Source organism: Trichocoleus sp. FACHB-6, assembly GCF_014695815.1.
GTDB classification, from domain to species: Bacteria; Cyanobacteriota; Cyanobacteriia; order Cyanobacteriales; family FACHB-T130; genus Funiculus; species Funiculus sociatus.
On sequence record NZ_JACJOY010000072.1, the window covers coordinates 60498 to 85845 of the forward strand.

Consider the following 25348-nt stretch of genomic DNA (forward strand, 5'->3'; position numbering starts at 1 on the left):
CCCTCATCCTTATACTTACGCTTCCCGCAAAACATACCCCACACCCCGCACTGTCTGAATCAAACGCTTCTCCCCCTCCTCCTCAATTTTGAGACGTAAATATCGAATATACACCTCAATGACATTCGACTCACCCATAAACTCATAACCCCAAACATTTTCTAGAATCTGTTCGCGGGTCAAAACCTCACGGGGATGGGACATCATATACTTCAACAGTTCAAATTCCTTCATTGTCAGATCAATCGTTCGCCCGTTACGCATCGCTCGGCGAGTAGCTAAGTCTAACACCAGATCGCTAAATCGTAACTGTTCATTAGCACCAGCTTCCGGCTGTAAATAGAGGCGTACCAGCTGCAAAAAGGCATCAGTGCGATAAGGTTTGAGAAAATAATCATCGGCACCAGACTCCAAACAAGCAACCCTATCCTCAACCGTATCCCGTGCCATTAACAGAAGCACAGGCACACGAGAGCCTGCATTTCTCAGCTGAGTACACAACTTTAGCCCAGAATCTCCTGTCAAAACTCTATCTACAACAACCAAAGCTGGCTGGAGTTCGCACGCTTGATGGAAACCGCTAGTGGAGTCGGGCGCAACAACAGTAGTATATCCCGCTTCTCTTAAGTCCAGACTCACACGCTGAACAAGAACTTCGTCTGTTTCCACAAGTAAAACACACGGGCTGCGGTCAAATGCAACATTAGACATAAGCAAAAGTGGCGCAACGCTGCTTTTTTATTTCAGTCTAGCTGAAACCACTGCATCCCTATTTGGAAAGAGTTTTATTTTCTATAGCAGTCCTACATGATTCGTGAAGGCGAGATGCCCGACTTCTCTAAGAAGTCGGGCATCTGAAGGGCTGGCTCACAACTCTACCGAGGATTGCTATAGCACTTCCCTCATCCCCTAACTCGACTACCAAAGGAGAGAAATTAGGGTGGAATTTGCCGATTATGCCATGTCGAAGAGTAGCACTTCTGCCATTTCCTTACCGACTAGCTTTAGTGACTCCTCGTTACTCACAGCCGCACCATCACCTGCTTCTAGCAAGTTGTCGTTCAGCATTACGCTACCTCGCGCTACCTGCACCCAAGCATGACGGTTAGGTTTAAGTTGGTGAATAACTTGCTCACCAGTATCAAGTAAGGTGGTATAGGTATCAACATCTTGATGAATTGTAACTGAGTTACTGCGCCCATCTTCAGAAACAATTAGGCGAAGATTACCCCGTTTTTCCTCATCAGAATAAGTCTTCTGCTCGTAAGTTGGTTTTACCCCTTTTTTATTCGGCAAAATCCAAATTTGCAGAAAATGCACTCCTTCAGTTTGAGAATGATTGTACTCGCTGTGAGCGATACCTGTACCAGCGCTCATTCTCTGCACATCACCAGGACGAATTATCGAACCAGTACCCAAGCTATCTTTATGTTCTAAAGCACCTTCCAGCACATAGGTAACAATCTCCATATCATTGTGGGAATGGGTTGGAAAACCCTTCCCTGGATGTACCCGATCCTGATTAATTACCCGCAGGCTTCTAAAGCCCATGTGAGTAGGATCGTAATAGTTAGCGAAGGAAAATGTATGGTAAGTGTTTAGCCAACCGTGATTAGCGTGTCCTCGATTTTCTGATTTCCGAAGTGTAATCATTTTCTACTCCTATTTACCTCAAAGATGTAGCAGCAGGAATTACAGCTTAAAGTTGGCTATGGCTACCGTCACAATATGGAGAATTACCTGTGTATTTGCAGATACAAATTGCTTTTGGTTGTTTTTCCGTAATCTGAAAAGTCCCAGGAGCAAATTCTGTTACTTTGTGACCGTAAGACTGATTTTTAGATTGTCCGTTACTACACCAGTAATACGTGCCTGTTTCCAGTTCTAAAACAATTGGATTTCTATGAGCGATAACTGGTTATTTCATTGTTGCCGGGTTACTTTTAGATTCAATAATTAAAATATAATCGAGATTGACTAAATTTGTAAAGTATGCACTTAAAAGGAAGATAGTACCCAAAAAGATACTGTATCCAAATAGAAAGCAAGGACAAAACAACCAAAAGACAGGGCAGTTTTATAATTTGATAAAAAAAACGTTATTTAATGGATGAAAACGGTAATTCTGCTGGGGTTATGGGGGATATCGCAGATGAGCCATACTTTCGATATCAACCCGCGTTCCCTGAATTCGGATGTAAAATTTCTTGGATTAGCGCCCGAAATAAACGCACAGTAGCTCTTTGTCCGATAGTTTTAGTTTGTTTAATAAATTCAGGCAATTCTGCTATTGGCAAAAATGGAAAAGCCAGGCTATTTGCCGATAGATCATATTGTCCGTTTACCAAATGATAAACCTCTAGTGTTTGCTTCGTATATCTCCACAGTTCAGGAACACCGAGAGAGGCATAAATTGTAAATTTATCCAGGGAAGAAGTTGTATAGTCAGACTCTATTGCCAAGTCTGGTGGTGGGTCAGTCTGCAAGTCAATTATTTTGCTTCTGACTAGAGATTCATTCTGAATGTAAAAACAGGTATCTGGCTCAATAGCACGGCGTAAATCTTCCCCTTCAAGGAGCAGCGCACCCAGTTCCATAGTCTCGATTTCTAGCAAATCTGCTATGGTTGTGACGAAATACGCCAACATGATTTTAGGTTGTTCATGTTCTTATAATGGCATCCTGATTTCTAAAACTCCTTGGTCATAAGCAATTCTCCAAGCGCGACCATCTCCAACATCTGCCATCAATGCCTTAAAAGTTTGCCATTTAACGCCATTTAAAATAATTGCTTGTGTAGTAACTTGCTCTTGTGGGAGAGTAGATGTATTCGGTGTCTGCACGTTCATCGCTTTGATTACTCCAGAAATCTATTAAATATTGCAAAATATATTAAGCTGATCCTTCAAAGCCTAACTCAATTCATATTTTAAAGCCGTCGCCATCTATGACTAGCCCCTTCCTGACTCGCCTCCACAGTCCCGAACGCCCTGTCATCGTCTTCGATGGCGCAATGGGAACCAACCTGCAAACGCAAAACCTCACAGCTGAAGACTTTGGTGGGGCGCAATACGAAGGTTGTAACGAGTATCTGATATACACAAAGCCAGAAGCCGTAGAGAAGGTACATCGCGACTTTCTGGCGGTTGGTGCGGATGTGATTGAGACGGATACCTTTGGCGCTGCGTCTATTGTGCTGGCTGAGTATGACTTGGCGGATGAAGCGTATAGTTTGAATAAAAAGGCGGCGGAACTAGCCAAACGGGTGGCGGCAGAATTTTCTACGCCGGAGAAACCCCGATTTGTTGCTGGTTCGATGGGGCCAACGACAAAGTTACCGACGCTGGGACATATTGATTTTGACACGATGCAAGCTTCTTTTGCAGAACAAGCAGAAGGGCTGTTTGATGGCGGCGTAGATTTGTTTATTGTTGAGACTTGTCAGGATGTGCTGCAAATTAAGGCGGCGCTGAATGCAGTTGAGTCAGTATTTGAGAACAAAGGCGAAAGACGAGCGCTGATGGTGTCGGTGACGATGGAAACTACTGGGACGATGCTGGTGGGTTCTGATATCAGCGCAGTTTTGACGATTCTGCAACCTTACCCGATTGATATTTTGGGGTTAAATTGTGCCACTGGCCCCGACCGGATGGCGGAGCATATTAAGTATCTTTCCGCACATTCGCCTTTTGTGGTTTCTTGTATCCCGAATGCGGGACTTCCGGAAAATGTCGGCGGTCATGCACATTATCGTCTGACTCCGATGGAATTGCGGATGGCGCTGATGCACTTTGTAGAAGATTTGGGCGTGCAGGTGATTGGCGGTTGTTGCGGTACGCGCCCTGCCCATATTGAACAGTTGGCAGAAATTGGCAAGAGTTTGAAGCCGAAGGAGCGACAGCCTAGCTATGAGCCTGCGGGTGCGTCGATTTACAGCGCTCAGCCTTATGACCAGGATAATTCATTCTTGATTGTGGGTGAACGCCTAAATGCTAGTGGTTCTAAGAAGTGCCGCGATTTGCTGAATGCGGAAGACTGGGATGGGCTGGTGTCTTTGGCTAAGTCGCAGGTGCGCGAGGGGGCGCACGTCCTCGATGTCAACGTGGATTATGTGGGACGCGATGGTGTGCGTGATATGCACGAGTTGGCATCGAGGTTAGTAACAAATGTTACTTTGCCGCTGATGCTGGACTCGACGGAGTGGGAAAAGATGGAGGCGGGGTTAAAGGTTTCTGGTGGTAAGTGTTTGCTCAATTCGACTAACTATGAAGATGGTGAGCCGCGCTTTTTGAAGGTGTTGGAGTTGGCGAAGAAGTACGGGGCTGGTGTAGTAATTGGCACTATCGATGAGGATGGGATGGCGCGGACGGCTGATAAGAAGTTTGCGATCGCGCACCGGGCATATCATCAAGCTGTTGAATTCGGTATTCCAGCTCATGAGATATTCTTTGATACACTAGCTCTACCTATTTCTACGGGCATTGAAGAAGACCGCGCCAACGCTAAAGCCACAATTGAATCTATCCGTCGCATCCGGGAAGAATTGCCTGGATGTCACGTTATGCTGGGCGTTTCTAATGTCTCTTTCGGCTTGAATCCAGCGGCGAGAGTGGTGCTGAATTCCATGTTTCTGCACGAGGCGATGGCGGTGGGAATGGATGCGGCAATTGTTAGCGCCAGCAAGATTCTACCATTGGCAAAAATTGAGCCAGAACATCAAGAAGTCTGCCGCAAGCTAATTTACGATGAGCGCAAATTTGAGGGTGATGTTTGCGTTTATGACCCCTTGGGAGAGCTTACCACACTGTTTGAAGGGAAAACCACAAAACGCGATCGCTCTGGGGATGAAAATCTACCAGTCGAAGAACGTCTCAAGCGTCACATCATCGACGGAGAACGCATCGGTTTAGAAGAACAACTTACCAAAGCTTTAGAAAAATATCCGCCTCTCCATATTATTAATACTTTCCTGCTTGATGGCATGAAAGTTGTTGGCGAGTTGTTTGGTTCCGGACAAATGCAGTTACCTTTCGTGTTGCAATCAGCAGAAACAATGAAAGCGGCTGTTGCTTATCTAGAACCATTGATGGAAAAGAAAGATGCTGGAAATAATGCCAAAGGAACTGTAGTAATTGCCACCGTTAAAGGAGATGTCCACGATATCGGTAAGAATTTGGTGGATATTATTCTTTCAAATAATGGTTACAAGGTGGTTAATATTGGCATCAAGCAGCCAGTTGATAACATCGTTGATGCTTTTGAACAGCACCAGGCTGATTGTATTGCGATGAGCGGGTTGTTGGTGAAATCCACCGCTTTTATGAAAGAGAATTTGGAGGTTTTTAACCAAAAAGGAATTACAGTTCCAGTAATTTTAGGCGGTGCGGCACTAACCCCAAAATTTGTCTATGAAGATTGCCAAAACACTTACAAAGGTAAGGTGATTTACGGCAAAGATGCTTTTTCTGACTTGCATTTCATGGATAAATTGATGCCTGCAAAATCTGCGGGAAATTGGGATAATTTACAGGGATTTTTGGATGAAGTTGCAATATCTGACTCCCTCTCCAACCCTCCCGCGTCAACGACGGAAGGAGAAGAAAGTAACACCCTTCCCGCAGGCGGAGACGGCAAGAATGAGGTGGTGTCCCAACCTGAAGATACACGGCGTTCTGAGGCAGTAGCAACCGATATTGAGCGTCCAATTCCGCCTTTCTGGGGTAGTAAGTTATTGCAGCCTGAAGATATCCCGTTGGCGGAGGTTTTTGAGTATCTGGATTTGCAAGCTTTGATTGCTGGACAGTGGCAATTCCGCAAGCCGAAAGAGCAGTCTCGTGAGGAGTACAATCAGTTTTTGGAGGAGACAGTTTATCCGATTTTGAAGGAGTGGAAGCAGCGAGTTTTAGAGGAGAATTTGCTGCGTCCGCAAGTTGTTTATGGGTATTTCCCGTGCCAGTCTGAAGGGAATTCGTTGTATTTGTACGATCCGGAGGGGATGAACCGCAAAGACGCGAAGGAAGAGAGGGAGAAGAAGGTTGTGGCGACGTTTAATTTTCCTCGCCAGAGGTCTATGCGTCGGCTGTGTATTGCTGATTTCTTTGCGCCTGTTGAGTCAGGACAAATTGATGTGTTTGCGATGCAGGCGGTGACTGTGGGGGATATTGCGACGGAGTTCGCGCAGAAGCTTTTTGCGAGTAATCAATACAGCGATTATCTGTATTTTCATGGTTTGGCTGTGCAGACGGCTGAGGCTGTGGCGGAGTGGCTTCACGCCCGAATTCGGCGGGAGTTTGGGTTTGGTGGTGAGGAACCGGATAATATTCGGGATATTTTGGCGCAGCGTTATCAGGGGAGTCGGTATAGTTTTGGGTATCCGGCTTGTCCGAATATTCAGGATCAGTATAAATTGTTAGAGTTGTTGGGAAGCGATCGCATCAATCTCCACATGGATGAAAGCGAACAACTTTATCCGGAACAATCTACAACTGCGATTATTGCCTATCACCCAGCAGCTAAATACTTCAGCGCCTAAGCGGGTGGCGGGTTAACCTCTCCCTAACCCTCTCCTAGCAGGAGAGGGGAGTCATAATTCCCCCTTCTCTCACAGGGCAGGGATTAGGGGGTTAGGTCTGCCTTCACAACTGTTCCGGGTTAATCCCTCGTTCTCGCAGGAGTTCCTCTAAGGCTTGATAACGCTGTCTTTCTTGTTCCAGCTGAGATAGTGCTTCATCAGCCCGTTGGCGTTCAGTTTCAGCCCTTTGACGTTCCTCATCAGCCCTTTGACGTTCCTGTTCCCTAAGTTGAGCCAATTCAACAAAGGTCAGAAACCGTTCTCCTGTGGGTGAAAAAATTTCCAAATTATCGGATGTCACCTGGAACCTTACCCCTAGACGAGGGCTAACCCATCCGTTCATCTCTTCAATTATCTCTAATTGCTCTCCAGAACGCAGCCAGCCGATTAACTCAATGTCATCTGGATCGTAAATGTAATATTCTTCAACGCCGTAGCGTTCGTAGAACTTTAATTTATGAGCCATTGCTTTAAGACGATTTCCGGGAGATAAGATTTCAAAAACAACCTGTGGGGGAATATTATCTTCTTCCCATTGTTTATAGGAACCCCTATCACCTTTTGGTCTACCAAAGATTACCATTGCATCTGGCGCTTGGCGAGTCTTGTTATCTCCTTCGACGGGATACCAAAGTAAATCACCTGCGACAAATACATCCATGTAAGCGGCAAACAATAATTCTAAGTTTTCCTTAATTATTACAATCCAACGAAATTGTTTAGTGTTGTCTGACATTTGCTGACCGTCGCTGTCAGGGTAGATGATGGCTGGTGCGGTATCTGTTGGTAGTTGTTGTACCATACTGCTGTGTTTGGATCTTGGGGAAATTGTTTTAATTATAGCGATGCCTTCCGCGGGCTTTGCCAACGCATCAATCTCCACAAGCAATCCTATTTGAGTTGTGAAGGATAGCCTTTCAGATACCCGACTTCTCGAAGAAGTCGGGTATCTCGCCTTCTCGAATCATTTAGAACTGCTATATCTCAGTAATTGCTATCTCGTTGAATCCTGAAAAAATTACTTTTAAACGTTTTTTTTAGATTTTATACACCATAAATCTAAAAAAATTTATGCTCATTTTTTCAGGGATTAGGCTCTGTAGCGCGATCGCAGTCTGGGACAATAGTTTCTACATCGCGCAACGCAGGGAAAGCATACCCACCCAAGCCGATGAGCAAACCACAAAAGGAGAAGAGAGTATATTGAAGTGCCATTCCAGATCCAGAGGTAGTACCAAATATACTACCCAAGCTCCCAGCCAGAAAGCCTCCTGGTACCATCCCTGGCTCAAAAACATAGTCAGCTAAAAGTCCAGCGATCGCTAACCCCAGTGGTGCAGTAATCTGAGCAATTAAGTAGCGAGTAGCAAAAACACGTCCTTGGACGTTGGGTTCCACCTTTGATAGCCAAATAGCTTGATTAGAACTACCGATAAAAGGTGAAAAGAAAGCCATAAAAAAGCCAGCTATCATCCAAATTGAGGGCAAATTCCCTAAACCCAACACCATCATGCCAGTAAAGCTCAATGCTGTCCCTAACAACAACCCGTGAATGCGGTGCTGGGAAATGCCCCAAATACTAAGTACCACAGCACCGACTACACCACCTATACCGATGGCGGCTTGTACGCTGGCGAGTACCCCTGCATTATCACCACTACGAGCTAAAATCATCGGAGAATGAATCGCACCATTAGCAGTATCAAATAAATTAGAACTTAGCAGGAAAATAAGGATTGTTAAAAGGCTAGGACGCTTCAAGATGTAACTGAAACCAAATGTCAACTCTTGCTTAATGTTTTGGCTATGGCGACTCTCTTGGCTTTTTTGGGGTTGTGGGATAGCTATAAACCAAAGCGTACTGATAGCGATCGCAAAGGTAATAATATCAATTGTCAGGATTCCTTGGAACCCAATTGTATAGTAAAGCGCCCCCGCTAACGCTGGTGCAATGATACTAGAACCAGAATAGGTGATGTATGAACTCATTGCAGTAGCACGAGTGTAATGCTGTTTGGGTACGATCGCTGACATAGAGGCTGAGTAAGCCAGACTCTGGACGTAGCCAAAGAAACCATTAATGGCTCCTGTCACATAAAAATGCCAAATTTGCAAGTGATTGGTCAACAGTAGTAATAAAATGGCAACTGTCGAGAAACCTGCGGCTGTATCACCCAGCATCATTAAGTATTTACGGTTCCAGCGATCGACAAATAACCCAGCGAAAGAGGCGGCGATTACTTTTGGGATGTGGGTAAAAAATATAATTAAAGACAAGGGCGTTGCTTGATTTGTAAGTTCCCAAGCCCATAAAGTAATAGCAAAGTTAGTCATCTCGGAGCCAAGAACTGATGCCAACTGTCCCATCCAAATAATAAGAAACTTGTTAAGGTTGGTTGGCTGATTTTCTGGTTCCATTAGTTTTTTCTCCTATATAGCAATCCTATTTAATGTGTAGAAACATTGCCTGCAACGCCTCTATTTTTTTTTGACGAACTACTGATACGCTTGACTGATAAAAGAGAGAAATTCATAAATAAATTAATTATTAATTGTAGGTTAGTTTAATCCCAGCATAACCTATGAAAATTAACACATATGCGTTGATTTTTGGTAGGTTTTAGCTAACTTAAGAATATAATTACTGTTTAACCAATCTTGAGATTTTTATGTTAAGAACTTGAGAAAAGAAAAAATTATCAGGTTTTTATAAACTCATACATAACAATTTATGTAGGAATTGCAATCCATGTAGGAATTAAAAAAAATTCGCTCTTTTTTCCAGACTATTCTATATCCCCCAGAGGAGCTGTTTTTTTTACTAAATAAAAATAAAGCTTCTATATAGAAATCCTAACTCATTTACCAACTTCTCTCTTTCCTCCTCCTCTGCGCCTTAGTGGTTCGTTTAAAAGGTAGTCACAGCTCAAATAGGGCTGCTATACACAAGTAAACAGTCAAAGTTTGGATAGGAAAAGTTAAGTTTAAATGGTCGATGGATGTTATAACACTCAAATCCAAGGCCATGCAGTAGTCGTAAGTATCTTTTCCTTCTCTTCTGGTAAGCTTTGGCTTTGGAAAATAGCTTCTTTGCGACGTGCGATCGCCCACTGACGCTGCCGCCACAACGCGAAGCCCGTGATAAATAAAACAGTGGGTGTGAAGCCTATAAACACGTATAAAATTCGCATAGGAATCCCACCAAAGTTACCCATGTGCATAGGAAACAGTGCATTCATAATCTTGGTTCCCAGGGGTAACTTAAGAGAATTTTCTACCCGTAAAACCTCACCGCTGTATTGGTCAACATAAACATTACTGCGACCGCTGGGAGTTGCTTCTTGGGGTAATTTGATGGTGACTCGAAAAGCCACATCCGGTTCGCTAGGAAGGGAAATATAGGTAGCTTCCCCCTCTGGCAATGCTAAAGAAGCTTTTTGTAAAGCTTCATTTAATGCTATTGGTGACTTATTTGGAAAAAGGGTAGATTTTGGTTCGGCGGGTGTTTGTGTATTTGTTAACCCATAAATTACACTTTCAAACTGAGAGTTAAAAGCCAACGCTGCTCCCGTGGAAGCAAGGAGGATTAGGAACGCAGCGGACAAAATCCCTCCTACTTTGTGGATGTCGTAGTTAACCAGTTGCTTAGGAGAATTCCATCGGATTTTGAAACCTTGACCGAACCGTTTCCAACCAGGCCATAGTATTAATCCAGTGATTCCCAGTAGCAGCAGCAATATGCCACAGATACCCACGACTATTTGACCAGTTTCGCCAGCGAGGAGGGTCTTGTGAATGTCATAGATGAAAGTCATCAGAGTTTGTCCCCACTGACGAGAACCTAGAACTGCGCCCGTGTAAGGATTAATGTAAATTTTGTTCCATTTATCATCTTTTGATTTCATCCAGACTTGATGAGTTAATTCTGGCGATCGCGCTAGTTCGATGGAATCAGGGAGAAAGTCTGGGTAGGCTTGACGGGCATTTTTCACTACAGTCTCTAGGGATATGCGATCGCCTTGAGGGACAACTTCCATCAAAGTTAAATTCCGGGAGTGGTCGATCTCGTGCCAGAAGACTAACGCGCTACCAGTCAAGCCAATTACAATCAGCAATAGTCCTACTATTACCCCAACAATTCGATGCAAAATCAATGCGGGTTTGCGTAGTTTCATGTTTCCTATCCTGATTACCCATCTGTGAGCAGTTATATTACCAAGTCAGACGATAGCCAATGCTGATACTTCTACCTCTGGCAGCAAGGTAACTACTATCATCATCACCAGTCGTAGATTGAGAAAATACTGGGAAATATTGATTGTTTAGCAAGTTCTCAATGCCTAGATACAGTTCCCCTTGACCCAACTTTATGCCACTGATGTAGTCAACCACCACGTAGCTGCTGAGTGGTTGACGGAAACCAACCCCATCTTCAAATCCCCGCCTGCGATCGCCACTATATAAAAGTTGCAATCGATTTCGCCAGCCGGGTGTAGTTTGATGTTCAACATATGCTGTGATCTTTATGGGTTGGATGTCGCGGTTGCTAAGAGGTCTAAAATCACCTGTATCTTCTTCATCAATATCGCCTTCAGTCCAACTCACTGTACCACCAAGGGCAAAGCCTCCTCCAGCTTGCCAATCAAGAGTAGCTTCAACGCCGTAGTTCCGTTGTGGAGAACGCAGAAGTTCAAAGTCACCGAAATCATTTCCTGTGAAGCTAAGAACTGAACCTAAAGCTGAGTAGTTGTAGAAACCAGCTATAGATGCTTGCACATTGTTCCAGTTACCTCGTACTCCAATTTCGTAATTATCGACTTTCTGCGGTTCTAAAGCTTGAAAGTCTTTTTCAACTGCAAATCCATCCGGTGGAAAGCCAAGGGCGAAGCTAACGTTAGGTACAGAAAATCCTTGAGAAAAGCTGGTAAACAAACTTACTTCATCTGTTAAGTTATACACGGCACCGATATTAAAAAGGGTGGCGCTAAAGTTTTTCTCTCCCCCTTCAATGTCTCTACCTGGATTTCCCGGCCCTTCATAAGTCGTGTAGTTGTCAATACTTAGACCGCTACGTTCGTGACGCACTCCGCCATTGATTCGGAAGCGATCGCTTAAGTCCCATTGCATCTGGGCAAACAATCCCAAACTTTCAAAGTCATAAGCTGGGGTGTATGGAGTCAGAGAACCAATTTTTCTTAAAGTTCGACCGCCACTGTTGTCAAAAGCTTCTGAGTCAAAAACGTCTACATCGGAAGCCGTATTTTTTTGTTTTTCATAGTCAACGCCCCAGAGTAAACTAGCATTCTCGAATAAGGGCGTGTCTATTTGTAATCGTCCTCCCCAAGTATTCTCTCTTCTCGGAAATTGAGTAATGGCATCAAAGAAGCCGTCATCTCGATAATCGAAAGCAATACTAATCTCTGTATTATCTCGATAATATGCTTGAGCCTGAACGTTACTACCTAAAAGATTTTCATTGGTGTAACCCAAGCTAATCACTGTACCCCGTTGTGCCGGATCGTCTGTGCCGATATAATCTTGTTCTCCAACAAAAATGGCGCGGGGTTTTTGCAAGCCGGGGATACTTTCAATGGTTGTATCTGCTATGTAACTGACTTCTCGGCGATCGCGAGTGTGATTGATCGTAAATTGCAGGCGTTGATTTTCATCAAAGTTCAAACCAACCTTACCCAAGATGCCATAGGTCGTGGTATCGTCTAGAGTCCCATTATCAGTGGGGATGCGATCGCCTTGAGCATCATAAAAGCCACCTGTCCAATTTCCTGAGACGGAAAGCAGATAATCAAAAATCCCTTCTGTACCAGAAAGTGAGTGTTGGAGATTATAGCCAAAACTATCTTCTTCCAAATTCCCCAAAGCAGCTGACACACCAAATTGAGTTGTAGAAGTTAGCCTTTCTTCGCTTGGTCTTCTGGTAATAATGTTAATCGTGCCACCCGTCGCTTGGCTTCCATAGGTTGCACTCGGCCCGCGAACAACTTCGATGCGTTCAATAGCATCAGGAGCAATGTTTCTGAACTGAACAAGTGTAGAGTTATTGTTTTGCTGGGGAACACCATCAATCAAAATCGAAGCGTTACGACCCCGCAAAGTTTGACCATTTGAACGGTTTTGTTGATTGGGAGGGCCAAATCCGGGAACTAACTTGGCAATAGTTTCCCCTAAGTCCCTCGTCAAGGCTGTCTGGCGCTGGATCTGCTCGCTAGTGATTACGGTGACAGAACGCGGTACATCTTCTAGGGCTTCTTCTGTGCGCGTTACCGTTACGATGACCCTCTCCGGCAATATTTCGTTACTTCCCGATGTCCCCCCTGGTCGAGAAGCATCCGGTACAGTTCCAGCAGGTGGCGGCGTTCCCGGTTCAGTTACCGGAGTCTCGGTTGAAGGTGCTGTCGGAGTCTCGGTTGAAGGTATTGTCGGAATTCCGGTTGAAGGTGTTGTCGGAGTTCCAGTTGAAGGTGTTGTTGGAGTTCTGGTTGAAGGTGTTGTCGGAGTTCCAGTTGAAGGTGTTGTTGGAGTTCTGGTTGAAGGTGTTGAAGGTGCTGTTGGAGTTCTAGTTGCAGGTGCTGTCCTTCGCGGAGGCACAACAGCTGTCGCTGATGGTGGCGTTAAATTGAAAACTAAATTTTGGTTGCTTTGAGTTAGTTGTGCTGTAGGTATACCATCTGTACCGATAACTTTAATCCGAATACTATTAGCATCTAGTTGCTGTACTGTCACTGATGCAACATCTTCTGTGGGGTTACTGACACTAAAGCTTTGTCCTGTGGGTAACTTTAGTCGAGTGTTGATGACATCAGTAAAGAACGTGTTGCCATAGCGACCAGTAAAGCTTTGCGCTTCGTTGCCATTGTTAGTTTTGAGGATGACTTGCAAACCATTCGCCGTTTGCTTGAGTTGCACACCTGTTACTTGTACTGTTTGCGCGATCGCAGAAGTGGCCGCTAACAGGGTAGCGGAGCCTGTCAGCAACAGGCTAGAGAGTAATTTATGTAGTTTCAATCCGGTTTCCTCAACACCAATCGATATAGTCAGGTCATAGTGGATGACCCGGCTACTTATTGAAAGTTATTTGCACTAACTTAGTAAAAATAAAATGACTCTACTACCAATGTCAATGGTTATACAGATTTATTTTATTGAGAATTACTATCAGGCTGAGCTGGGGAACCTGCTCACCTCACCCTCTAGCAGCTTTGAACTACTAAAAGAGCTAAGACTGATGGACTGGCACTTTCAACGTTCCAATTGTGGGGAGCCAAACAGATAATTTCGCCAAAAAGAAGCCGAAATGAAGCATTAAGGAAGTTTTTCGAGTCTCTCTTTTAAAGACAGTTGGTTAAGAAGTGTTAACTAATCAGATGCGATCGCCCAAATCCGAAAAATGGCTGGGTAACTTTTCCTTGAAGAAGCCGACACCCCCAAAGGGCCTGTGGCGCGGCGAATAGAGCCGCGTTTGCCACGAAGGTAAAGAAAATCCATCTACTCTTAAACTTATTACCTAGCATCTACCAAAAGGTGTAGAAGATTTAGAATAGCCAAACTCGATTATATTGAATACAAATGATAAAGATTATCTATTGCTAGTTGCCAAAAGTGGATAAAGTTGTTTACTGTAATTGAGACTTATCGAAAATGAGTCGCAATAAGAGCAAAGAATTCACGGTAAAAAACTATCAAAGACTAGCATTGGCTATGACAGCAGCATCGCGAATCCCTGCGATGCTCACTAGCAAGCTTTCATCGATACAACGCTATAAAAAACCTAGCGACGCAGTAGCGTCTCCAAAAGAGAATTGCTCCAACAGCGCAATTGTTCAAAAAACGTGAAGCGTCAAGCTAAGCGCTTCACACAAAAAGAGATTTTCTAGGCTTTGAAGAGATTTGGTTTGACTACAGTCGCCGCATCCGGTCAGGGTTGCATAGAGTACCAACAGCAATATGGCTCAAGCTTCTAATAACTTTCCCAGAATCCCCCGCAGCTGTTCAACTTTAGTAGAGTTACTGCGCTACAGAAGTGCTACACAGCCGGAGCAAATAGCTTTTACCTTCCTCCAAGAAGGCGAAACCCCGGAAATTAGCCTAACTTATCGAGACTTGGACGCAAAAGCACGAGCGATCGCATCCCAACTTCAGACTTTGGGTTTAAGCAGCGAAAGAGCCTTACTGCTTTACCCACCAGGTTTAGATTATATTGCTGCGTTTTTAGGTTGTTTGTACGCGGGAGTAATTGCTGTTCCCGCTTACCCACCGCGCAACCAACGCAACACCCCCAGAATTTTGTCGGTGTTGACAGATGCTCAAGCCGCGATCGCGCTGACGACAACAGCCATCCTCTCCAAAGTACAATCCCTAATTATCAAAACTAACCCAGTCCTCAAGTGGCTCGCTACCGATAACCTAACCCCCGAAATGGAAACCACTTGGCAAGAGCCTTTGATTGAAGGGGATACCTTAGCGTTTTTACAATACACTTCCGGTTCTACTGGAACGCCAAAAGGCGTAATGGTAAGTCATAGCAACTTGCTACACAACGCCACCATGACTTACCAATTCATGGGAAATTCGCCCAGCAGTATATATGTCTCCTGGCTACCTGTTTACCACGACATGGGACTGATCGGCTGCGTACTGCAAGCCCTGTATGGCGGTTTCCCCTGCATTATGATGTCGCCAGCCTCATTCCTCCAGTCTCCTTACCGCTGGCTACAGGTAATTTCCCATTATCGGGCAACCACCAGCGGCGCTCCTAACTTTGCCTACGAACTGTGCATTCAGAAAATTACCCCCGAACAACGGTCAACCCTAGACTTGTCCAGTTGGAGCGTTGCTTTTAACGGTGCTGAACCAATTCGTCAGGAAACTTTAGAGCGTTTTGCCCTTACCTTTGCTGAGTGCGGTTTTCGTCCAGAATCCTTTTATCCGTGTTACGGAATGGCAGAGGCAACTCTGATGGTTTCTGGTGGTGCTAAGGCAGCGTTACCGATAACGAAAACTGTTCAAAAAACTGCTTTTTTAAGCAACCGTATAATTGACGCTCAACCTGATGACCAGAATTCCCAGCGTCTAGTTAGTTGCGGTCAAACTTTACCAGAACAGCAGATTATTATCGCCAATCCGGAAACCTTAACCAGCTGTTCTGAGGATGAAATTGGCGAAATTTGGGTTTCTGGCCCTAGTATTTGTCACGGCTATTGGAATCGCCCTTTTGAGACAGAGCAAACATTTCGCGCTTATCTTTCAGATACAGGTAAAGGGCCGTTTTTGCGGACTGGGGACTTAGGCTTTTTGCAAAATGGCGAACTATTTGTTACAGGTCGAGCCAAAGATTTAATTATTATCCGGGGTCGCAACCTCTACCCGCAAGACATTGAACTGACAGCAGAACGCAGCCATCCAGCGTTGCGTTTGGGTAGTGGTGCAGCCTTTTCAGTGGAAGTAAAGGGCGAAGAACATCTGGTAGTCGTCCAAGAGCTGGAGTTTCGAGCTAAACCGAATGTTGAGGAAGTTATTGCCGCAATTCGTCAGGCAATAACTGAAGAACATCAGGTGCAAGTTTATGCAGTAATTTTAATTAAAGCGGGCAGTATTCCCAAAACTTCTAGCGGTAAAATTCAACGCCGCGCCACTCGTGCAGCGTTTTTGGCAGACACCTTGGAGGTTGCTGGAAGCAGCATTTTAAACAGTACCCATGTAGGGGAAGAAATTAGGCTGACCCGTGAAGCTTTAGTTGCGATCGCGTCCGAAGAACAAGCATCAACTCTGACAACTTATCTTCAGGAAGTAGTCGCCCAAGTCTTGGGAGTTCCGCCATCCCAAGTTAATCCTCAACAGCCTCTTAGTAGTTTAGGACTCGACTCTTTAAGAGTTTTTACGCTCAAAAATCGGATTGAGAGCGACCTGGAAGTTATTGTATCTGTATCAGACATATTTGAAGGCTTTTGCATTACTCAACTGGTGGCGCATCTCCTCAGTCAACTGACAGGGGAAGCTTCTCGTGCGTCGCTGCTTTTTCCCATTGAAAAGTCTGCTTCAGGACATCCACTTTCCTTTTCTCAACAACAACTGTGGTTAGTCCATCAGTTAGAACCGAATAACCTCGCTTATAACATTCCTATAGCCATTCACCTTAAAGGTGAGTTGGATGTAACAGCATTAGAACAAAGTTTAAACGAAATTATCCATCGCCACGAAATCTTGCGGACAAATATTAGAGTTGTGGACGGTCAACCCGTGCAAGCGATCGCGCCCACACTTAGCTTAAACTTGCCCAAGATAGACTTGCGATCGCTATCTCAGACTGAACGGGAAGCTGAAGCACAACACCTCAGCATTGAAGCAGCTAAAATTCCCTTCGACTTGTCACGCGATCGCCTGTTTTCCGCTAAAATTCTCCACCTTACCGAAACAGAATACATCCTAATTCTCACCTTGCACCACATTGTCTCCGACGGTTGGTCAATGGGAGTATTACTCAAAGAACTGATAGAACTTTATACAGCTTTTGCCACTGGAAAAACCTCCCCACTCCCCGAACTTCCGATTCAGTATGTAGATTTTGCTTATTGGCAGCGACAGTCTCTACAAGGGGAAATTTTAGCGTCTGGGCTAAACTATTGGACGCAACAATTAGCGGGAAACCTTCCCGTTCTGAATTTGCCCACCGACCGTCCCCGACCGGCTATTCAAACCTTCAAAGGCGCACGACAAAAGTTTATCTTGCCCCTTGCCCTTACCGAGGCAATTAAGGTACTAATTCAGAAGGAAAATGTCACCTTATTTATGACTTTGTTGGCAGCTTTTAAAACGTTGCTACATCGATATACGGGGCAGGAAGATATTATTATAGGTTCGCCGATTGCCAACCGCAATCGTGTGGAATTTGAACAGTCAATTGGCTTTTTTGTCAACACCTTGGTGCTGCGTACTGACCTCGCTGGAAATCCCAGTTTTCGGGAGCTTCTGCGGCGGGTACGCGAAGTTGCACTGGGCGCTTATGCCCATCAAGATTTATCCTTCGAGCAACTGGTGGAGTCTCTGCACCTAGAGCGGAACCTGAGCCATAATTCTCTGTTTCAGGTAATGTTTATTCTTCAACCTTCTCTAACGTTAACCGCAGAAATTTCAGGGTTAAGTTTGGATATTGAAGAGATTGATAATGAAACAGCAAAGTTTGATTTGACGCTATCAATGGAGGAATCGGCATCAGGATTAACCGGGTTTGTAGAGTACAACACTGATTTGTTTGATGTCACTACCATTAGTCGAATGTTAGGGCATTTCCAAACTTTGTTAGAAGGGATAGTTGCCAATCCTGACCAACATCTCTCGGACTTGCCTTTACTAAAGGTAGTTGAACGACATCAACTGCTAGTCGAGTGGAATCGTACTCAAACTGATTACCCCAAACAATGTATCCACGAACTATTTGAGGCTCAAGTAGAGCGATCGCCAGATACCGTTGCCGTCTGTCAAGACCAGCAATTGACCTATCGAGAGCTAAACCAACGCGCCAATCAAATAGCACACCATTTGCAAAGTTTGGGCGTCAGTACGGAAGTGCAGGTAGGGATATATATAGAGCGATCGCTTTCTATGGTCGTAGGGCTTTTGGGTATCCTCAAAGCGGGTGGAGCCTATGTACCGCTAGACCCTGCTTATCCACAGGAGCGATTGAATTTCATCTTGCAGGATTGTCAAGTGTCAGTGTTACTGACAACTCAGCATCTAGTCGAACGGCTTCCGCAACATGAGATGCAGGTAGTCTGCATAGACGCATGGGATTACAGCCAACACAGTAAGGAGAATCCAGTCAGCAAGACTACATCTGACAACTTAGCTTATGTTATCTATACCTCTGGCTCTACCGGAATGCCCAAGGGAGTCCTGGGTTTGCATCGAGGTGCTGTTAATCGCTTTCATTGGATGTGGGAAACCTATCCCTTTATGCCGGGAGAGGTTTGTTGCCAGAAGACATCTTTAAGCTTTGTAGACTCAGTGTGGGAAATTTTCGGCCCCTTACTACAAGGCGTGCGGACGGTGATTATTCCCGACCGAGTTATCAAAGATCCGCAACAATTTATCGAAACCCTGGAACGCGATCGCATTACGCGGATTGTCCTCGTACCCTCCTTGCTGCGTGTGCTATTAGATACCGACAGCAACATTCAACGCTTGCCGAAATTGAAGTTTTGGGTGGTCAGTGGAGAAGCGTTAAGTGTCGATTTATGGCAGCGCTTTCGAGAAAATCTGCCAGAGAGCATTCTCTTAAACCTTTACGGTTCCTCAGAAGTTTCTGCTGACGTTACTTGCTGCACAAATCAACAAAGCAGCCTTTCTATTGGTCGCCCCATCGCTAATACACAGGTTTATTTACTAGACACTCATTTACAACCTGTGCCTATTGGAGTTCCCGGCGAACTCTACATCGGCGGTGCCGGATTAGCTAGAGGATACCTGAACCGTCCTGATTTAACAGCTGAAAAATTCATCCTGCATTCCTTCACTGATGAACCCAACACTCGGTTGTACAAGACTGGCGATATCGCCCGCTACTTGCCTAATGGTGATATTGAATACATCGGGCGAAGTGACCATCAGGTAAAAATTCGCGGCTTCCGCATCGAGTTGGGAGAAATTGAGGTAGCTCTCAGACAACACCCAATGGTCAAAGAAGCTGTAGTTCTAGTAAAAGAAGATACAGCGGGCGATAAGTACCTGGTAGCTTGTGTTGTCCCGACAGAGGAGACACCGACAATTAGTTGCCTGCGTCGCTTCTTGAAATTGCCAGAATACATGATTCCAGCAACGTTTGCGATGCTGCCGGAACTACCGAGGACACCCAACGGTAAGGTTGATCGTCAGGCGTTGCAAGCACTGGAGACAAGACGGCAACACTCAGATTTTGTGGCTCCGCGCACCTACTTAGAAGAAATAGTCGCCGGAATTTGGGCGAAGATTCTGGGACTGGAACAAGTAGGTATCTATGACAACTTCTTTGAATTAGGCGGACACTCCTTACTAGCTACTCAGGTGGTTTCTCAGTTGCGGCAAGTCTTGGAGATAGAACTACCTGTGCGCTGTTTGTTTGAGTCGCCGACAGTCAGCGAACTCTCCCATCGCATCGAGACGACGATGAAGCTGGGGCAAAAACTGGAGATGCCTATTGAGCGCGTTTCACGGACAATCAATTTGCCCTTATCCTTTGCTCAAGCTAGATTGTGGTTTCTGGAGCAATTGCAGCCTGGTACTGCTGTGCATAACATTCCCGCCGCCGTGCGACTAAGTGGTTCGCTGAATGTAGCTGCGTTGGAGCAGAGTTTTAACGAAATCATCAAGCGTCACGAAGCCTTGCGAACGGTTTTTGTAACGGTGGATGGACAACCATTTCAAGCGATCGCTCCCAGCTTAACCTTAACCCTACCTGTGGTAGACCTGCGCGGGTTGCCAACAATAGAGCAGGACACTGAAGTTCAGCGACTAGCCGCCCAAGAGGCGCAGCGCCCCTTTGACCTAACACAGGGAATGTTACTGCGTGGCACTTTATTGCAACTCGATGAGACAGAATATGTGCTGCTATTGACGATGCACCACATTATCTTTGATGCTTGGTCGATTGGAGTGCTGATTGGAGAGTTAGCAGCGTTATACAAAGCTTTCTGTGCAGGCGTTCCCTCACCACTCCCCGACCTGCCAATTCAGTATGCAGACTTTGCCGTTTGGCAGCAGGAGCGATCGCATCTTGAAGTATTAGAATCTCAGCTTGCTTACTGGAAAAAGCAGCTAGCGGGATTGCCCGTGTTGGAGTTACCTGGCACCAAGCGACCAGCTTCATTAACTAATCAGGGTGCCACTCATTCCTTCGTCGTCTCCCCTGTCCTATCACAAGCGCTCAAGACACTTTCGCGCCAGGAAGGTGTCACCCTATTTATGACCTTGCTGGCAGCATTTGAGGTACTGTTACAGCGTTACACGGGTCTAGAAGATATCGTTGTAGGCACTGATGTTGCTAACCGTAACCGAGCTGAAACAGAACCACTAATTGGTTTTTTTGTCAACTTGCTGGTCTTGCGGACTAATCTAGCTGGCAACCCAAGTTTTCGAGAATTGCTAGGGCGAGTGCGGGAGGTAGCGCTACAAGCATACGCCCACCAGGATCTACCCTTTGCAAAGCTCGTAGAGGCGCTGCGACCGGAGCGCAAAGGAAACCACACACCCCTATTTCAAGTATTGTTTGTTCTGCAAAATGCCCCGATGCCAGCCTTAGAGCTTCCAGGCTTAAGCTTGAAACTGTTGGATATCGACAGCGGCACGGCGAAGTTTGATTTGGCTTTGTTTGTGAGCGAAACCGAGCAGGGAATTGTTGGCACTTGGAACTATAGAACCGACCTTTTCGAGAAAAGCGCGATCGCTCGGATGTCAGGTCATTTAGAAACGCTACTAGAGTCCATTGTGGCTCAACCAGATGCCCGAATAAACACCTTAGAAATGCTTAACGTCGTGGAAAGAACTCAACAAGCTGCTTCAAAAAAAGAGCGCAAAGAATCCAAGCTCAAGCAGTTGATGAACATCCAGCCCAAGGCTGTCAGTTTCTTACCGGAGAAATTGATCCAAACAGAGTTTTTAGGTACTGAAGAAACCCTCCCTCTGGTGATTAAGCCAAACGTTGACGATATCGATCTCATCGACTGGGCTAAGAGCAACCGAGAATTCCTAGAAACAAAATTGCTGCATCACGGTGCGATTCTTTTCCGCAACTTCCGCGTCGCGTCTGTGCTTGAATTTGAAAGTTTTGCTCAGGCAATTGCCACATTGTTCGCTGAGTATGGAGACTTACCGCGTGTGGAAGTCAGCGGCAAAGTTTACGGCTCAACACCTTATCCGCCGGAACAACCTATTTTGTTCCATAACGAAAGTTCCCATCTGCATTGCTGGCCCTTGAAAATCTGGTTCTTCTGCCTGCAACCAGCGCAGCAGGGCGGCGAAACGCCAATCGTGGACTGTCGAAAAGTTTACCAGTTGCTTGACCCCAGGCTGCGAGAAAAATTTCAACAAAAGCAACTAATGTATGTTCGCAACTATACCGAGAACTTTGACGTAAGTTGGCAAGAATTCTTTCACACCAACGATAAAGCTGTAGTGGAGGAATATTGCCATCAAGCGGGCATCGCTTTTGAGTGGCTTTCGGGCAATGGTTTGAGAACTCGCCTGGTTCGTCCAGCAGTGGCTAAGCATCCGAAGACGAATGAGTTGGTGTTTTTTAATCAGTTGCAGTTGCACCATGCCTCATGCCTAGATCCAGCAGTCCGCGAATCCTTATTATCCCTGTTCGGAGAAGACCAGTTGCCGCGTCACGTTTATTACGGAGATGGTTCGCCCATTGAAGACTCTGTAATAGCAGAAATTCGAGCGGTTTATCAAGAAGCCGCGATCGCTTTCCCTTGGCAACAAGGAGACGTATTGATGCTAGACAATATGCTCGCCGCACACAGTCGCAACCCTTATGTAGGTTCCCGCAAGATTGTAGTGGCATTGGGGGAATTAATGCGTAGCGCAGAAATTAAATACAAAGGAATGGTGAAAGCAAATGCACAGTAAAACCCTCGGCGGCTTTCGGCTTTCTCCTCAACAGAAGCGTCTTTGGTTGTTACAACAAGATAGCGCTGCTTACTGCGCCCTTCTTCTAGAAGGAAATCTGAAAGTAGATGTCTTAAAAACAGCTTTAGAGCAAGTCCTCAATCAACATGAGATTCTGCGGACAACCTTCCACCGCCTACCTGGGATGAAGATTCCAGTTATGGTTGTAGCGGATAGCAGCGTTCCCTTGTGGCGAGAAATTGATTTAAGCGATCAGGAACCCCAGCAGCAGGAAGCCAAAATTACGGCACTTTTTCAAGAAGCGAAACGGGCAAATTTTGACTTAGAGCAAGTTTCATTACACTTGTCTTTATTAAAGCTATCAGCAGACAAGTATATTTTGCTGATCAGTTTGCCTGCACTGTGCGCGGATAGCTGGACGCTTCAGAAGTTGGTTGAGAAAATCAGCTTGGCTTATGCTGGGGATTTTTCAACTGAGGAAGTGCAATATGTCCAATTTTCAGAATGGCAGCATCAATTATTAGAAGAAGAGGATGCGACAGGTAAGGAATATTGGGAACACCAGGATATTTCTAATTTAGACAGGATTAAACTACCTTTTGAGCGCAATCTGAAAAAATCAGAATTTGAAATCGATTGTGTTAGTTTAACACTTGATTCTAAAGCGGTTGCTAAGCTGGAAAAATCTGATATTGCTCTCGATATCTGGTTGCTAGCATCTTGGCAAGTTCTGCTGTGGCGGCTCACCGGAGAGGAAATTATTGTTGGCGCATCGGTGGATGGTAGAGAATTTGAAACACTGCATTCGGTTTTGGGACTATGTACGAAATGGTTGCCAATTAAGAGCTGTTTAGAGGCAGATTTGCGCTTTAAAGAAGTTTTGGAACTGGTAAGCCAAGCAATGCGAGAGGCTTCTGAATGGCAGGAGTATTTTGTCTGGGAACCTTTTGATGGGGTGACTAGCAAGGCGCAATTTGCGGTTGGTTTCGAGTTTGAGCAAAGCGTTTTAAAACGCTTTGGCGCAGGGGTGTCATTTTCGCTGTTGAATTTCTACAGCTGCATTGAGCGGTTCAAAATAAAACTGGTTTGCACTCGCGAAAAGGCAGATTTTTACTATGATTCCAACTTGTTCTCAGCCGAGACAATTCAACGGTTGGTAAAGCAATTTCAGACATTGTTTGCCAGTGCTACGGAGAATCCGGAAGTTGCAATTAGTCAGTTAGAGATTTTACAGCCTAGCGATCGCGCTCAACTTTTAGCCCATAACAACACTCAAACCGATTACCCCGAACAGCAATGTATTCACCACCTGTTTGAAGCCCAAGCCGCACAAACGCCGGATAATATTGCCGTTGTTTTTGAAGATCAACAACTTACCTACCGCGAACTCAATGCTCGTGCCAATAAAATTGCCCATCACCTACAGCTGTTGGGAGTGAAACCAGAAGTGGTGGTGGGGCTTTGTTTGGAGCGATCGCTAGATATGGTGGTGGGAATGTTGGGCATCCTCAAAGCAGGCGGAGCCTATCTTCCCCTCGACCCGGCTTTACCCCAAGAGCGTCTGGATTTCATGTCGCAAGTCGCTCAGGTTTTATTGACAAAAAGGCAATTTTGTGGTAATGGTTATGAGGAAAAAACAACGGTATGTTTAGATGAAGACTGGGAAGCGGCTCAACAGAGCAATGCCAATCCCACCAGCGAGGCGAACAGTAAAAATTTAGTTTATGTGCTGTTTACCTCTGGCTCGACAGGAAAACCCAAGCCAGTTGCCATCGAACATCAGCAACTCCTCAATTACCTGAGAGGGATTCTAGACAAGCTGAATTTACGGACTGGTGCCAGCTTCGCACTTGTATCGACCTTCGCAGCAGACTTAGGTAACACCGTTATATTTCCCGCCTTGTGTACGGGCGGGTGCCTGCATATAGTGTCCGCAGAACGCGCTACCGACTCAGCCGCCCTAGCAAACTACTTTGGCCGCTATCCGATTGACTGTCTGAAAATTGTTCCTTCCCACCTAGCCGCGCTTTTGGCATCTTCGCACTCAGCGCAAATTTTGCCACAGCGTTTAGTTTTGGGTGGTGAGGCGTTGAGTTGGCAACTAATAGAGCAAATTCAGCAACAGAAACCTGAGTGCCAGATTCTCAATCACTACGGCCCTACAGAAGCCACTGTCGGCGTACTCACTTATCAGGTAGACAAAGGCGATCGCCATGATTCTGAGACTGTTCCCCTCGGTCGTCCTCTAGCTAACACCCAGGTCTATGTGCTAGATCGGCATCTCCAGCTAGTGCCAGTCGGCGTTTCCGGCGAATTATACATCGGCGGTGCGGGATTAGCACGGGGTTATCTCAACCGAGAAGATTTGACCGCCTTCCGGTTCATATCAAATCCCTTTAGCGACACCGAGGCGCGGCTTTACAAAACTGGCGACCTGGTTCGCTACTTACCGGATGGCAATTTGGAGTTTCTTGGTCGGACTGACGACCAAGTGAAAATTCGAGGCTTCCGCATTGAGTTGGGAGAAATTGAGACACTGCTGAGTCAACACCCATCTGTTCGCCAAGTTGTCATCTTGGCGCGGGAGGATGAACCGGGTGATCGGCGGTTGGTAGCCTATGTAGTTCCGCATCCGGGACAAGTTACCAATACCAATGATTTACGCCACTTCCTGCAACAGAAGCTGCCAGAGTATATGGTGCCATCTGTCGTAATATTGAAGGCTCTGCCACTGACAGCTAATGGCAAAGTAGACCGTGGGGCTTTGCCAGTTCCAGACCAGATCCGGCCTGAGTTGGGATTTGTTGCTCCTGGTACTTCCACAGAGCAAGCGATCGCTAAAATCTGGGCGGAAGTCCTGGGTATCGAACAGGTGGGTATCCACGATAACTTCTTTGAGTTGGGCGGACACTCTCTACTTGCTACCTTAGTTATTTCTAAGTTGCGCCAAGCGTTCCAAGTAGAACTACCTCTGCGCGACTTTTTTGAAATGCCAACTATTGCTGGAGTCGCCAAGAAAATTGAGCAGACGAAGGACAAAGGTGCCTACCTTAATGAACCAGAAATCGTAGCAGTTTCGCGAACGGCGCACCGGGTGAAGCTTTCTTCTTTGAAAGATGGTGATCCTCTCACCTTGTGACTTACGCACTCAACGCTGGG

12 protein-coding genes are annotated in these 25348 nt (G+C 45.6%); 3 read left to right on the top strand and 9 right to left on the bottom strand.

The window, feature by feature from the left end:
- Positions 1 to 15 precede the first annotated feature (15 nt).
- The 4 genes from nblR to H6F66_RS27655 all read right to left on the bottom strand — a co-directional run bounded on the left by nblR (position 16) and on the right by H6F66_RS27655 (position 2849).
- Entirely contained in the window at positions 16 to 711 is a 696-nt protein-coding gene (gene nblR / locus H6F66_RS13470; protein ID WP_190422023.1) for a response regulator transcription factor NblR, read from the bottom strand.
- A gap of 243 nt (positions 712 to 954) precedes the next feature.
- Positions 955 to 1653: a pirin family protein gene (locus tag H6F66_RS13475; RefSeq protein ID WP_190422025.1), complete on the bottom strand. Its 699-nt coding sequence runs from the start codon at positions 1651 to 1653 to the stop codon at positions 955 to 957.
- A gap of 518 nt (positions 1654 to 2171) precedes the next feature.
- The gene (locus H6F66_RS27650; protein ID WP_242019322.1) at positions 2172 to 2648 is read right to left on the bottom strand and encodes a Uma2 family endonuclease; all 477 of its coding nucleotides are present in this window, start codon (positions 2646 to 2648) and stop codon (positions 2172 to 2174) included.
- Positions 2649 to 2669: 21 nt separating this feature from the next.
- Positions 2670 to 2849 (bottom strand): hypothetical protein, encoded by a 180-nt coding sequence (locus tag H6F66_RS27655; RefSeq protein ID WP_199295464.1) that lies wholly within the window; start codon positions 2847 to 2849, stop codon positions 2670 to 2672.
- A gap of 98 nt (positions 2850 to 2947) precedes the next feature.
- On the opposite strand from H6F66_RS27655, the gene metH reads away from it, so the two are divergent.
- Positions 2948 to 6532: a methionine synthase gene (gene metH / locus H6F66_RS13490; RefSeq protein ID WP_190422027.1), complete on the top strand. Its 3585-nt coding sequence runs from the start codon at positions 2948 to 2950 to the stop codon at positions 6530 to 6532.
- A gap of 103 nt (positions 6533 to 6635) precedes the next feature.
- On the opposite strand, the gene H6F66_RS13495 is transcribed toward metH, so the two are convergent.
- From H6F66_RS13495 to H6F66_RS28915, 5 genes are all read right to left on the bottom strand, one after another.
- A complete protein-coding gene (locus tag H6F66_RS13495) occupies positions 6636 to 7373 on the bottom strand; it encodes a Uma2 family endonuclease (RefSeq protein WP_190422029.1) in 738 nt (245 codons plus the stop codon).
- A gap of 281 nt (positions 7374 to 7654) precedes the next feature.
- A complete protein-coding gene (locus H6F66_RS13500) occupies positions 7655 to 8989 on the bottom strand; it encodes an MFS transporter (RefSeq protein ID WP_190422031.1) in 1335 nt (444 codons plus the stop codon).
- Positions 8990 to 9582: 593 nt separating this feature from the next.
- Positions 9583 to 10746: a PepSY-associated TM helix domain-containing protein gene (locus tag H6F66_RS13505; RefSeq protein WP_190422033.1), complete on the bottom strand. Its 1164-nt coding sequence runs from the start codon at positions 10744 to 10746 to the stop codon at positions 9583 to 9585.
- Between the two features lie 37 nt (positions 10747 to 10783).
- Positions 10784 to 13594 carry a TonB-dependent receptor gene (locus H6F66_RS13510; RefSeq protein WP_190422035.1) on the bottom strand — a complete coding sequence of 937 codons (2811 nt, stop codon included), beginning with the start codon at positions 13592 to 13594 and terminating at the stop codon, positions 10784 to 10786.
- A gap of 351 nt (positions 13595 to 13945) precedes the next feature.
- A complete protein-coding gene (locus tag H6F66_RS28915; protein ID WP_277873963.1) occupies positions 13946 to 14074 on the bottom strand; it encodes a hypothetical protein in 129 nt (42 codons plus the stop codon).
- A gap of 459 nt (positions 14075 to 14533) precedes the next feature.
- Here H6F66_RS28915 and H6F66_RS28390 point away from each other — a divergent pair, with 459 nt between their 5' ends.
- Complete coding sequence (locus H6F66_RS28390; RefSeq protein ID WP_190422037.1) at positions 14534 to 22189, top strand: non-ribosomal peptide synthetase; 7656 nt, start codon at positions 14534 to 14536, stop codon at positions 22187 to 22189.
- Positions 22179 to 25328: a non-ribosomal peptide synthetase gene (locus H6F66_RS13520; RefSeq protein WP_190422038.1), complete on the top strand. Its 3150-nt coding sequence runs from the start codon at positions 22179 to 22181 to the stop codon at positions 25326 to 25328. Before H6F66_RS28390 ends, H6F66_RS13520 begins: the two co-directional genes overlap by 11 nt.
- Positions 25329 to 25348 lie beyond the last annotated feature (20 nt).

Excerpts from the sequence above, each read along its gene's own strand:
- nblR (WP_190422023.1), bottom strand. The coding sequence starts at position 711 with ATGTCTAATGTTGCATTTGACCGCAGCCCGTGTGTTTTACTTGTGGAA.
- H6F66_RS13475 (WP_190422025.1), bottom strand. The coding sequence starts at position 1,653 with ATGATTACACTTCGGAAATCAGAAAATCGAGGACACGCTAATCACGGT.
- H6F66_RS27650 (WP_242019322.1), bottom strand. The coding sequence starts at position 2,648 with ATGTTGGCGTATTTCGTCACAACCATAGCAGATTTGCTAGAAATCGAG.
- H6F66_RS27655 (WP_199295464.1), bottom strand. The coding sequence starts at position 2,849 with ATGAACGTGCAGACACCGAATACATCTACTCTCCCACAAGAGCAAGTT.
- metH (WP_190422027.1), top strand. The coding sequence starts at position 2,948 with ATGACTAGCCCCTTCCTGACTCGCCTCCACAGTCCCGAACGCCCTGTC.
- H6F66_RS13495 (WP_190422029.1), bottom strand. The coding sequence starts at position 7,373 with ATGGTACAACAACTACCAACAGATACCGCACCAGCCATCATCTACCCT.
- H6F66_RS13500 (WP_190422031.1), bottom strand. The coding sequence starts at position 8,989 with ATGGAACCAGAAAATCAGCCAACCAACCTTAACAAGTTTCTTATTATT.
- H6F66_RS13505 (WP_190422033.1), bottom strand. The coding sequence starts at position 10,746 with ATGAAACTACGCAAACCCGCATTGATTTTGCATCGAATTGTTGGGGTA.
- H6F66_RS28915 (WP_277873963.1), bottom strand. The coding sequence starts at position 14,074 with ATGGATTTTCTTTACCTTCGTGGCAAACGCGGCTCTATTCGCCGCGCC.
- H6F66_RS28390 (WP_190422037.1), top strand. The coding sequence starts at position 14,534 with ATGGCTCAAGCTTCTAATAACTTTCCCAGAATCCCCCGCAGCTGTTCA.
- H6F66_RS13520 (WP_190422038.1), top strand. The coding sequence starts at position 22,179 with ATGCACAGTAAAACCCTCGGCGGCTTTCGGCTTTCTCCTCAACAGAAG.